The following is an 11956-nucleotide window of genomic DNA, read 5'->3' on the forward strand; positions in this document are numbered from 1 at the left end:
ACTCCGGGACCGGGCCACGGCCCCTTCGGGGAGGGCCGACGATCGCTGCGGGGGAAGGGAAATTCGCCTGCGAACGACCGGATTTCCGGAACCGCGATCAGCGGGCGGCGGGCGTGTACTGGCCCGCTACGGCGCGGAGACGACGGCGCGTGCGGCTGCGACGCCAGTCCTCAAGCACCGACATCCAACCCCATGCGGGTTCCTTATGCGTACGATGCAGCTCTTCCATACCGGCCTCCTCTGATTGGCGTTGGCGACAGGGCAGAGCATCGGCTTGACAGCGTCTGAGAACAAACCAGATTGTCGGCCCTCTTCATAAGGTTCGCTTATGGCCGATCCACTCGCTGGCATCCCCCTCGCCTCCATCCGCGTGTTCGAGGCTGCCGCGCGGCTGAAGAGCTTTACGCGCGCCGCCGAAGAGCTGGGCATGACCCAGGCGGCGGTCAGCTGGCAGATCAAGGCGCTGGAGGGCCGGCTGGGCCAGAGCCTGTTCCGCCGCCTGCCGCGCGAGGTGCAGCCGACCGAGGCGGGCGAACGTCTGTCCAGCGCCTCGACCGAGGCCATCACCCTGCTGCGCCGCGCGATCACCGACCTGACCGAGGCGGACGAGCACATCCTGTCGGTGACGACGCTGGCGACGCTGGCGACCCAGTGGCTGGCGCCGAGGCTGGGCGCCTTCCAGCTGGCCAACCCCGGACTGGCGGTGCGGCTGGACACCAACCCGGCCCTGCTGGACCTCAACCGCGAAGGCTTCGATGTCGGCATGCGCTCGGGCCACGGTGACTGGCCGGGGCTGGAGAGCCAGATGGTCATGCCCAGCGTCTTCACGCCACTTTGCAGCCCGGCCATGGCCGAACGGCTGAAGCTGAAGACCCCGGCCGACCTGATCGAGGCGCCCCGAATCGGGCTGGAGAAGGAGTGGGCCGTCTGGTTCGCCGCCCTCGGGCTGAGCAGCGAGGGGCGGAAGCAATCCACCCGCCTGACCGCCGACTATCAGGTGCTGGAGGTCGCCGCGGCGCTGGGGGATCAGGGCGTGGCGCTGGCCTCTCCCATCCTCTTCGCGCGGGAAATCGCGGCGGGCCTGCTGGTCCGGCCCTTCGAGGAGATGGTCTCCTTCCACACCGGTTACTACCTCGTCTGGCCTGAGGGCCGGCGACGCTCGCCCAAGATCAAGCGCTTCCGCGACTGGCTGATGGCGCAGGCGGATGCCGATCCTGCGGTGGTTGCCGCCCGCGCCGGTAATGAGGAGCGGACGGCGGAGAAGGCCAAGGCGCTCCGGCCCTAGCCTTCCCGGATCAACTGCTCCAGCACCGCCAGCGGCACCGAGCCGTTGACCAGCACCTTGTCGTGGAAGGCGCGCAGGTCGAAGCCGGCTTGGGCGGCCTGTTCGGCGCGGAGGCGGGCGATAACGGTGTGGCCGATCTTGTAGGCGCAGGCCTGGCCCGGCATCGAGGCGTAGCGGTTGATCTCGCTGTTGGCCGCACCGATCGGCTTGGCCCCCGAGGCCGCCATGTAGTCGACGGCCCGTTCGCGGCTCCAGCCCTTGGCGTGCATGCCGGTGTCGACGACCAGGCGGACGGCGCGGAACAGATAGGACATCAGGAAGCCGACGCGGCCCAGCGGATCCTCGGCATAGACGTCGAGGTCATCGGCGGCGACGGCCTCGGCGTAGAGGGCCCAGCCCTCGTTGTAGGCCGAGAAGCCATTGGCGCGGCGGTACTGCGGCAGGCTCTCGGTCTCGCGTTGCAGGGCGACCTGCAGGTGATGGCCCGGCGAGGCCTCGTGATAGGTCAGGGTCGGCAGCGAGAATTTCGGCCAGTTCTTGGTCTCGCGCAGATTGATGTAGTAGGCGCCCGGCCGCGAGCCATCCAGCGGCGGGCCCTGGTAGTATCCGCCCGGTGCGCCGGCCTCGATGGCGGGCGGCACGCGGCGGACCTCGACGGCGGCGCGCGGCAGTCGACCGAAGACGCGGGGCAGCAGGGGCTGGAGCGCCTGCACCTGCCGGTTCAGCGAGGCGATCAGCGCGACCTTGTCGGCATCGGTTTCGCCCCACAGCTGGGCCGGGTCCTTGTTCAGGGCGTCGATCCGCTCGCCGACCGTGCCCTGGGTCATGCCCTGCGACTTCAGGATGGTGTCGATGCTGGCCGAGATTTCGGCGACCTGCTCGACGCCGATGGCGTGGATCTCGTCGGCGGTGAGGGTGGTGGTGGTCCAGTGCTTCAGGACGTGGGCGTAGAAGGCCTCGCCGTCTGGCAGGCGCTGGACGACGCCGGCGTCGTGGACCGCTTGCGGGCGCAGGACCTCGAAGGCGGCGATCTGGCGAGCCAGCGCCGGCTTGACCTCGGCCTCGACGATGCGGGCCGCGCGGTCGCCATAGCCGGCGACGCCGAGGGACGACGCCTTGCGCTCCAGCGAGCGGACCATGGCCATGTCCGGGCCGGGCTGGGCGGCGAGCGCCGATAGCTGGCGGGTGGTCAGGTCGATGACGAAGTCGGGCGGAATGACGCCCCTGCCCGCGTCCTCGCGAATGCGCGCGGTCTCGTCATCCAGCGCCGGGCCGAAGGCGGACAGGCGGGCGAGGAAGGCGTCGGCGCCGGCGGCATCCTCGACCCGGTGCTGGTTGTCGAGGAAGTCCGGGACCGTGAAGTAGGCGCCGCTTAGCTGGTTGACGACATAGGGGCCCATGCGGCCGCCGCCCATGACCGAGCCGTAGTCGAAGCCGGCGCCGGTCGCCGCTGTTTCTGTGCGGAAGTCGGCGACGGCGTGGTTGACCTTGCCGGCCTCCGACAGGCCATCCGTACCCCCGAAGGCCCGGAAGACACGACGGCGCTCGACGGCCTTCGCGCGATCCGTTTGCCAGGCCGCCTCGCTGAGGTCGCTCAGCTTCGACGACAGGCCGGCGCGGGCTCCGCGATCGAGGCCGAGGTTGGTCGCGGTTTCCGGTGCGCTGTCGATATCCTGATCGAACCAGGCCTGAAGCATGGCGTCGAGCTCGGCATCGGCATTCTGTCGGCCGATGACGGGGCCTGCGAAGGCCAATGTCGCGCCGGCGGCTGCGGCGGTGGTCAGAAGGCTGCGGCGGTCGATCATGGGTCCCTCCCCTCGGGTTCTTGTGCTTCTCAGGCGCGGCCGGCGGCCCAGTCGTCGATGACCCGCTCCAGCACCTGCAGCGGAATGGCGCCGGCGGCCAGGCCGGTGTCGTGGAAGCCGCGAATGTCGAAGCGGTCGCCCATGGTCGTCTTCGCGCGCTCACGGACGCGATCCCAGACGGTGTGACCCAGCTTGTAGCTGCAGGCCTGCCCCGGCCAGACGCAGTAGCGTTCGATCTCGGTGGTCATGGTCGTCTCGGCGTCGCCGAGGGTCTCGACCATGTACCGGACCGCCTGCTCGCGGCTCCAGCGCTTGTGGTGCAGGCCGGAGTCGGCGACCAGACGGGCGGCGCGGAACATGAAGGATTGCAGGTAGCCGAGCTGGCCCCACGGGTCGTCGGCATAGACGCCCATCTCGTCCGCCAGCTGTTCGGCATAGAGACCCCAGCCTTCGGTGTAGCCCGAGAAGAGCGGCATCTTGCGCAGGGTCGGAATACCGTCGGTCTCCAGCGCGATGCAGATCTGGAAGTGATGGCCCGGCGACGCCTCGTGATAGGTCAGGGTCGGCAGGGTGAAGCGCGGCCACTCGGCCGTGTCGCGCAGGTTGATGTAGTAGACCCCCGGGCGCGAGCCATCGAGCGAGGGCATCTGATAGCTGCCGCCCGGAGCCCCGGCCTCGATCGCGACGGGGACACGGCGGATCTCGACCGTGGCTCGGGGCAGGACGCCGAAGGCCTCGGGCAGGCGCGTCTGCATGGCCGCCATCTGGGCGTTCAGGTCGGCGATCAGCTGGGCCTTGCCGGCGTCGGTGTTAGGATAGAGCTGGTCGGGCCGCTGGCCGACCGAGGCGATGCGCTCGCCGATCGAGCCCTGCGTCAGGCCTTGCGCCTTCAGGATTTCATCGGCGCGGGCCGACAGCTCGGCGACCTGCTCCTGACCGATGCGGTGGATCTCGTCCCCGTCCATGTCGGTGGTCGTGTAGCTGAGCACGCCGTAGCGGTAGTAGGCCTCGCCGTCCGGCAGGCGCCAGCAACCGGCGTCGGAGGTGGCGCCCGGCAGGGCGGCGGCGATGACTTCGGCCTGACGCTGCATGGCCGGATAGACGGCGTCGCGAACGATGGCCTCGGCGCGGGCGGCCCAGTTGCCCGGCACATTGGCCTCGCGCGCCCGGCGGACGAGGGACTCGGTCATGCCGGATTCGGCCGGGGAGACGCCGAGGGCCGCGGTGAACTGTTCGCCGGTGCGGCGCAGGATGAAGTCCGGCGGGACGACGCCCTTGGCGAAGTCGGAACGGACGCGGTCGGTTTCGACGTCCAGCACGCCGGCGAAGGCCTGCAGGCGGTCGAGATAGGTCCCGGCGTCGTCGGCGTTGCGGATCTGGTGCTGGGTGTCGAGGAACTGCGGGACGCCCATGTAGGCGCCGGTCAGCTGGCTGACGACATAGGGCGCCGCGCCGCCGACCACCGCTTGGGCGCCGTAGTCGAACCGATCGGAGACCGCGGCGCTGTCGAGCATGAATTTGGTCGTGTCGTAGTTGACCGCGTCCATACCGGACAGGGCGGTGCGGTCGATGGTCGCCAGTTCGGCGCTGTAGCCGCGGTAGACGCCATGGGCGCGGTCGAGGAAGGCCTGTGACCGGTCGTCCAGTCGCGAGCGGACGGCGGCGGCGGGGCCGGTGTCGAGGCCCAGGGTGGTCATGAACTCCGGCGACTCGGCGAGGAACTCTGCCATCATCCGCTCGAGCAGGGCCGTGACCTTCGCTCCGCCTTCGGATTGCGGGACGGCCCGCGGGAGGGCCAGGGCGGAGCCGGCGGCAGCCGCGCCGGCGGCGGCGACGGACGACAGGAGCAGGCGGCGACGGTCGATCATGGCGGGTCTCCGATTTATCCGGGTCGTTAGATGAGTGGTCCGTCACGGACCTGACAACCCCCATCCGGTCCCTATCCCCGCTGTTCAGCCTTTCGCGACCAGGCCTCCGAGAGCTCGGGTTCGCCTTGCTCACGGTAGTAGATGGAGAGGTTACCCGCTGCCGTCAGGGAGCCTCGGTCATGGGCCCCTTCATGCAGGGCGATGATCTCCGCCCGGTTTGCGTGACTGTCGGCATCACTCAAATGAATGGCCAGCAGGTCCATGGCACGGGGCTCACCGAGCCCGGCGAGTTCTCGCAGCGGTTCGGCAATGTCGGCGAGGTCGTTCCAGTCGACGTCACGAACCAGCTCGCCGTAGCGCTTGGTCAACTCTTCCAGATCGTGTTCGCCGACGTCTGTCATCACCCCGCGTGAAGCTCCTGCTTCACGCGCTCGGCGAGGGTCTTGATGTCCAGCGGCTTGGGCAGGAAGGAGACGCCGACCTCGTCCTGCAGCAGGTCCGAGAAATCGCTCTCGGCATAGCCCGAGATGAACATGACGGGCGCGTCGCCGAGGAACGGGCGGGCCTTCTTGAGCAAGGACGGGCCGTCGAGGCCCGGCATGATGACGTCAGAGATCATCATGTCGATCTGGCCGGCGTGCTCCTCGGCCAGTTCCAGCGCCTGCTCGCCATCCTCGGCCTCGATGACCTCGTATCCGCGCTGGCGCAGCAGACGGGCGGCGATGCCGCGCACGGCGGCCTCGTCCTCGACGAACAGGATGCGGCCGGCGCCAGACAGGTCGCGCGGCGCCTTGGCGATCTTCTCGACCACCGGCGTTTCGGCCAGCTCGGCCTCGGCGGCCTCGGGCAGGAAGATGCGGAAGGCCGCGCCGGCCCCCTCGATGTTGGCGACGTTGATGTGGCCGCCGGCCTGTTCGACGATGCCGTAGACGGTGGCCAGGCCCATGCCCGTGCCCTCGTTCACCGCCTTGGTGGTGAAGAAGGGCTCGAAGATCTTGTCCAGCAGCTCGGGCGGCACGCCGGGGCCGGTGTCCGACACCTCGATCAGGGCGACGGCCGAGGTCGAGGGATGGGCCCAGCCCATCTGGCGGGCCTCGTCGGCGGACAGGCGGGCGGTGCGAATAGTGACGACGGCGTCGCCGGGCTCGACCACGCCGCGCATCGCGTCGCGGGCGTTGACGGCCAGGTTCATCACCGCGGTCTCGAGCTGGCTCTTGTCGGCCAGAACCACCGGCAGGTCGCGGCCGTAGTCGGTCTCGAGACGCACGTCCTCGCGCAGCAGGCGACGCAGCAGGACGGCGAACTCGCCGACCAGTTCGCCGAGGTCCAGACGCTCGCGACGCACCGTCGACTTGCGCGAGAAGGCCAGCAGCTTGCGCACCAGATCGGCGGCGCGGATGCCGGTCTGACGGATCTGGTTCAAACCGTCGTAGGAGGGGTCGCCGACCGGGTGGCGCTCCAGCAGCTCCGAAAGCTGCATCTGGATGGCGGTCAGCAGGTTGTTGAAGTCGTGGGCCACACCGCCGGCCAACTGGCCCACGGCCTGCATCTTCTGGGCCTGCGACAGCTGGAGCTCCATCGACTTCTGGGTCGAGACGTCGAACAGCCAGATACGGCTGCGGTCGCCCTCCGGCGCGACGTAGAGGTGGAGCATCTTGTCGGGGTGGGCGCGGGCGACCAGCTCTATCGGGCCGGAGGAACCGGCGGCCAGCTTGGTCCGGGCCTCGGCGACGCCGGCCGGATCGAACAGATGGCCGAAGGCGGCGTCGCGAGCGACGGCCGGGCCGGTCAGCAGGGCCAGCGCGGCGTTGGGATCCTCGACCTTGCCGGAGAACAGGTCCTCGCCGGCGATGACGGCCGAGCCGAAAGGCGCGCCGGCGGCCATGGCGCGGCTCTCGGCGGCGTTGCCCTGCCCCTGCTGGCGCTCGGTCGGGGCGGCGGCGACGGGCAGGACGGCTTCGGGCGCGGCGCGGAGCAGGAAACGCCCCTCGCCCGCCTGACCGATCAGAACTTCGTACTCACGAGCGCCGATCTCGACGATAGCCCTGCCCTGCTCTCCGGCGCGGGCCTGGGCGAAGGCCATGTAGAGGGCGGAGGCGGACTTGTTACCCGACCGCGTCGGCGGCAGGGCGGAGGTCGCCCCGCCCGCCTCGGCCCAGGCCGCGTTGAAGGCCAGCACCTGTCCGGTCGACCAGACCAGGGCCGCCGGCTCGGACATGGCGTCCAGCAGGTCGACGACGGCGTCGGCCAGCGGCTGTTTCGTCTCGCCGCGATTGAAGGTGAACAGGCCGATCAGGGCGACGGCGCCGACCGTGAAGATCAGCACCAGCCCAGGCGCGCTCATCGGGTCGGCGCGGAAGGCCGGATAGGCGAGGGCTCCGATCGCGACCACGAAGCCGATCGCCATCACGATCAGGAGGGGGTCGAAAGCCTTGCGGGAGGTTGCGGTCATGGCGCCTCGGCCCGAATCAGAAGGGGCGGTTCCGGCGATAGTGGGCCGGATGCGCCTGACGCGCGAATCCGATGCAATGGATGCAATTGATGCAATGGATGCATCGGTTCGGATCGCCACTCAGGGACGCCAAGGGCCAGCGGCGAATATGGGCGCCAAAACAGAAACGGCCACCCTGCGGAGCAGGATGGCCGAATGCTGCATCAGATCCGGTCGTATGACCGATCAGGCGGCCTTGCGCTGCTCGGCCTTGAGGTCGCGGGCGGCGTTGATGCGGGCCTCGGCGATGGCGTCGGCGATCTCGTGGGTCGGACGCTTTTCGACGGCCGAGCGGTCGAGGACCTCTTCCAGCGTTTCCATCAGGCGCGACAGCTTGGCCTCGACCCAGGCCGGGTCATAGGAACCGCCCGTGTTGCGGGCGTTCAGCTCGGACGCGACATTGATGATGCCGCCGCCGTTCACGACGTAGTCCGGTGCGTACAGGACGCCACGATCGAACAGCTTCTGGCCGATGTCCGGCGTGGCCAGCTGGTTGTTGGCGGCGCCGACCACGGCCTTGACCGTCAGGCGGTCGAGGGTCTGCGGGTTCAGCGTCGCACCCAAGGCGCACGGGGCGTAGATGTCGGCCTTGACGTCATAGATGGCGTCCGGAGCGACGATCTCGGCGTTGGTGCGGGCGGCGACCTCGGCCAGCAGGGCCGTGTTGACGTCCGTCATGACCAGCTTGGCGCCGGCGGCGTGCAGCTTGTCGGCCAGATAGCCGCCGACGTGACCGATGCCCTGAACCGCGATGGTCAGGCCGGTCAGATCGTCCTGCTTCCACAGGCGCCGGGCGGCCAGAAGGGTCGAGCGGAACACGCCCTCGGCGGTGACCGGTGACGGGTCGCCCGAGGCTTCCGGACCGTCCGACAGGCCCAGCACATAGGGAGTGACCTTGCGGGCGACGGCGATGTCGGCGACCGACACGCCGACGTCCTCGGCCGCGTAGTAGATGCCGCCCAGGGTGTCGACGGCGCGACCGAAGGCGGCGAACAGCTCCGGCGTCTTCTGGGTGCGGCTGTCGCCGATGATGACCGACTTGCCGCCGCCCATCTCCAGATCCGCGACAGCGTTCTTGTAGCTCATGCCCTTGGACAGGCGCAGGACGTCTTCCAGCGCCTCGGCCGACGAGGCGTAGTTCCACATGCGCGTGCCGCCGACGGCCGGGCCGCGAGCGGTCGAGTGAACAGCGATAATCGCACGCAGGCCGGTCTTTTCGTCAAAGACCGCATGGACGCCTTCGTGGTTCGCGAAGGATGGGGAATCAAACAGGGTCATGCTCATAAGCGCTACTCCCGGGGTATTTTTTGTTGCGCGGCGTGTACGCGCCCCGGATCAACACCGCAAGCGTGGCGCTTTCGCGTCAGTGAGCGTGTCTTTCCAGCGCCGGCAGCACCGGACCTGCCCCTGAGGGCAGCGGCGCATCGGCGTTCCGCAGCCAGGCCTCGACGTCACGAAACATGGTCTGCGCCTGATAGTCCCGGTTCAGGATGTGCCAGCCCGAGGGATACCAGGCCGTGCGGAAGCCGGGGCGTTCGCCGGCGCGCTGAAGGGCCAGCCGCATGGCCGGCTTCTGGATCACGTTGTCGTTGGCGCCGTAGAGCAACAGGGTCGGCGCGCGCATGGCGCCCAGCTTGAGCGAAGCGCTCTCCATCAGGCTGACCAGCCCGTACAGGGTGTCGAACCGGGTCGAGATGATGCTGTTCGGATCCCGGCCGTTACGGAACAGCTCGAGCATGTTGTCCGAGGCCGGGTGATCGCGGATGGCCCACTCGGGCGCATCGACCGCGCGCGGACCAAGGGTGCGGGCGGCGACCCACAGGCCCGCGGAGTTCACCGGGCCCTGCGCGGTCCAGCCCCAGACCGCGGGCGCCAGCAGGATGGCGCGGTCGGCGGCCGGCGGGCGGTCCGAGCCGAAGGCGGCGACGGTGACCGCCCCGCCCATGCTCTCGCCCGCCACGGCGATGATCGCGCGCGGGTGGCGGGCGCGAGCCAGGGCGACGGCGGTGCGCAGGTCCTCGGTCATGCGCGCCTCGCCGGCCCAGACGCCGCGGCCGGGCGCCTGGCCGAAGCCGCGCTGGTCGATGGCCCAGGTCTCGATCCCCCGCTCGGCCCACCACGGACCGGCGAGACGGAAGGAAGCCCGACTGTCGTTCATGCCGTGCAGGGCGACGATGACCGCCCAAGGCTCGCCCGTCTCCGGCGCCCAGCGGGCCAGAGGTAGACGACCGCCGTCGTCCATGATCAGGGCGTCAGCCTGCAACGACGGCCCGGCGAAGTTCGCGGGCGGCGCCAGCGGCGACTGGACGGCGGGCGTGGCGCAGGCGGCCAGCGTCAGAGTGGTCAGCAGGATGGCGAGCGCGCGCAACATCAGGCCAGAATGCCCCGAACCCGCTGGCGAAGGTAGGGCACGATCTCCGCTTCGAACCACGGATTTCGCCTCAGCCAGGCCGTGTTACGCCACGAGGGGTGCGGCATGGGCAGGATGTCGGGGGCGTAGTCGCGCCAGGCGCGGACCGTCTCCGTCATATTCGCCTTCGCCCGGTCGCCCAAGGCCCAGACCTGAGCATAGCCGCCGACCAGCAGGGTCAGCTCGACGTTCGGCAGTTCGGACAGAAGCTGAGGCCGCCAAAGTTCGGCGCAGCGCTTCGGCGGGGGATAGTCGCCGCCTTCCGGCGCGGTGCCCGGATAGCAGAAGGCCTGCGCCGCCACACCGAGACGGTGATCGGCGTAGAAGGTCTCGTAGTCCACGCCCATCCAGTCGCGCAGGCGATCGCCCGACGGATCGGTAAACGGCAGACCGCTTTCATGCACGCGGCGGCCGGGCGCCTGGCCGCAGATCAACAGGCGCGTCTCCGGAAAGACGCGCACGACAGGACGCGGGGTGTGCGGCAACTGGCCGAGACAGGCCCGGCAGGCGCGGATGTCGGAGAGAACGGCCTCGAGGCCCATCCCGTGAACCGATCAGTCCTCGTCTTCGTCCGTCTTCGGCGGAAGCGCGGCGAGGGCGGCGGCGGTTTCTTCCGGCGTCGGCAAACGCAGACGGGTGACGCCCTTGAAGTCGTTCGGATCGACCGGCTTGCCCTTCTTGGTGATGGTCAGCTTGCCCTGACGCATCAGGCCCAGCGCCGTCGCCTTCACCTTGGGCAGCATGCGCTGCCACTGTTCGGGCTGCAGCTCCTTGGCCACGTCCGAGGGTTCAATGCTCTTGCCGCCGACGCCCTTGGGGTCGGCCTTCGCCAGTTTTTCGAAAATGGCGGCTTCGATGGGATCGCTCATCGCGCCTATATGCTGCATTGCGAGAGCGATAAGAAGGCGCCCGGCTCAAGTAGCGCGACGCGCGGTAGTCCAAGAGGAATGAGATGGTAGCCAAGGTCACCGTGACGGAGGGCGAGTTCGCGGGCTGGCAGATGTACGATCTGCACGGCACCTTCGATCAGGTCGTGGGCCCGTTCTACTTCAAGCCGGACCCCGACGGCCGCATGCGCTGCGCCTTCCGCGCCGAGCCCAAGCACATGAATGCGGGCGACCGGATGCACGGCGGCTGCCTGATGACCTTCGCCGACATCTCGCTGTTCCAGACCGCCTATCAGGAGATGGAAGGCGCCTCGGGCGTGACCGTGTCTCTGGATTCCACCTTCATCGACGGCGCCTATGTCGGCGAACTGGTCGAGGCGACCGGCGAGGTGGTTCGCGCGGGCAAGAGCCTGATCTTCGTGCGGGGTCAGATCAATGCGGGCGAGCGCATCCTGATGACCTTCTCGGGCGTGATCCGGAAGTTCGAGAAGCGCGGCGGCTGATCAGCCGTCGATGATGTCCTGGAGGATCCGGCCCATGCGGGCTTCCAGGCGCTTGCACTCTTCGGGGTTCAGCCCGAAGCCGCCGGTGATCTCGCGGCTCACGGCCATTCCCATGATCGTGGCGGCGGCCAGACGGGCGCGGACCATGGCGTCCTCGCCGCCGACCCAGTCGGCGAAGGGGCCGAAGAAGCGTTCGGTGCCTGTGCGCTGGACGATCTCCATCGCCTTGGTCGAACCGACCGAGCGCAGCATGATCAGCAGGCCCTTCAGCTTGCCTTCTTTCTTCGGCTCGAAAATCACGGCGTGAGCGACGCGCAGGCCGAACCCGGAGCGCGGGCCGTCCATCAGCTCGCTGCCGTTGGAACAGCTGTCCAGAACCGACGCGAACAGGTCTTCCTTGGAGCCGAAGTAGCGGGACACGAGGGCGGCATCGACGCCCACGTCCTTTGCAATGTCGCGCATGCCGACGTCGTCGTAGCTCTCGCGGGAAAACCGCTCGAGCGACGCGTTCAGAATAGCAGCGCGGGTCGCCTCGGCGTTACGCGGCCGAGGCGCAGCATGACAAAACAACTGGATAGGTCTCCGGAATAGCCCCAAAGGCAATATGGCTTTGTCATCGACCGTTGACAAGAAGCCCCCGGATCACCATTAAGTCACCGGGCGTTGACTAGCGGCATCCTCCCCATCGCTGCGCGTCGACATGACAG

At 68.9% G+C, this 11956-nt stretch carries 11 protein-coding genes; 2 read left to right on the forward strand and 9 right to left on the reverse strand.

Going from position 1 to position 11956, the window contains the following annotated elements; genetic code table 11:
• Positions 1–328 precede the first annotated feature (328 nt).
• Positions 329–1285, forward strand: a complete 957-nt coding sequence (locus tag ABDZ95_RS01120; protein WP_343789063.1) for a LysR substrate-binding domain-containing protein — start codon at positions 329–331, stop codon at positions 1283–1285.
• Here ABDZ95_RS01120 and ABDZ95_RS01125 read toward each other — a convergent pair.
• The 8 genes from ABDZ95_RS01125 to ABDZ95_RS01160 all read right to left on the reverse strand — a co-directional run bounded on the left by ABDZ95_RS01125 (position 1282) and on the right by ABDZ95_RS01160 (position 10728).
• Positions 1282–3090: a DUF885 domain-containing protein gene (locus ABDZ95_RS01125; protein ID WP_343789066.1), complete on the reverse strand. Its 1809-nt coding sequence runs from the start codon at positions 3088–3090 to the stop codon at positions 1282–1284. The two genes, ABDZ95_RS01120 and ABDZ95_RS01125, sit on opposite strands and share 4 nt — an antisense overlap.
• Before the next feature lie 29 nt (positions 3091–3119).
• Positions 3120–4958: a DUF885 domain-containing protein gene (locus tag ABDZ95_RS01130; RefSeq protein ID WP_343789069.1), complete on the reverse strand. Its 1839-nt coding sequence runs from the start codon at positions 4956–4958 to the stop codon at positions 3120–3122.
• A 71-nt stretch (positions 4959–5029) separates the two neighbouring features.
• Positions 5030–5359, reverse strand: a complete 330-nt coding sequence (locus ABDZ95_RS01135) for a hypothetical protein (RefSeq protein WP_343789072.1) — start codon at positions 5357–5359, stop codon at positions 5030–5032.
• Positions 5359–7410 carry a cell cycle histidine kinase CckA gene (gene cckA, locus ABDZ95_RS01140; RefSeq protein ID WP_343789075.1) on the reverse strand — a complete coding sequence of 684 codons (2052 nt, stop codon included), beginning with the start codon at positions 7408–7410 and terminating at the stop codon, positions 5359–5361. Before cckA ends, ABDZ95_RS01135 begins: the two co-directional genes overlap by 1 nt.
• Before the next feature lie 225 nt (positions 7411–7635).
• A complete protein-coding gene (locus ABDZ95_RS01145; protein ID WP_343791201.1) occupies positions 7636–8727 on the reverse strand; it encodes a Glu/Leu/Phe/Val family dehydrogenase in 1092 nt (363 codons plus the stop codon).
• A gap of 85 nt (positions 8728–8812) precedes the next feature.
• On the reverse strand, positions 8813–9820 hold the full coding sequence (locus tag ABDZ95_RS01150) for an alpha/beta fold hydrolase (RefSeq protein WP_343789078.1): 1008 nt from the start codon (positions 9818–9820) through the stop codon (positions 8813–8815).
• Positions 9820–10401: a uracil-DNA glycosylase family protein gene (locus tag ABDZ95_RS01155; RefSeq protein WP_343789081.1), complete on the reverse strand. Its 582-nt coding sequence runs from the start codon at positions 10399–10401 to the stop codon at positions 9820–9822. The genes ABDZ95_RS01150 and ABDZ95_RS01155 overlap by 1 nt, the downstream gene beginning before the upstream one ends.
• A gap of 12 nt (positions 10402–10413) precedes the next feature.
• On the reverse strand, positions 10414–10728 hold the full coding sequence (locus tag ABDZ95_RS01160) for a DUF3253 domain-containing protein (RefSeq protein ID WP_343789084.1): 315 nt from the start codon (positions 10726–10728) through the stop codon (positions 10414–10416).
• Between the two features lie 83 nt (positions 10729–10811).
• Here ABDZ95_RS01160 and ABDZ95_RS01165 point away from each other — a divergent pair, with 83 nt between their 5' ends.
• Entirely contained in the window at positions 10812–11249 is a 438-nt protein-coding gene (locus ABDZ95_RS01165; RefSeq protein ID WP_343789087.1) for a PaaI family thioesterase, read from the forward strand.
• Here ABDZ95_RS01165 and ABDZ95_RS01170 read toward each other — a convergent pair whose 3' ends face one another.
• Positions 11250–11852, reverse strand: a complete 603-nt coding sequence (locus ABDZ95_RS01170; RefSeq protein WP_343789089.1) for a TetR/AcrR family transcriptional regulator — start codon at positions 11850–11852, stop codon at positions 11250–11252. It lies immediately after the preceding gene.
• Positions 11853–11956 lie beyond the last annotated feature (104 nt).

This window comes from Brevundimonas kwangchunensis, assembly GCF_039523815.1.
In the GTDB taxonomy this organism is placed as follows: Bacteria; Pseudomonadota; Alphaproteobacteria; order Caulobacterales; family Caulobacteraceae; genus Brevundimonas; species Brevundimonas kwangchunensis.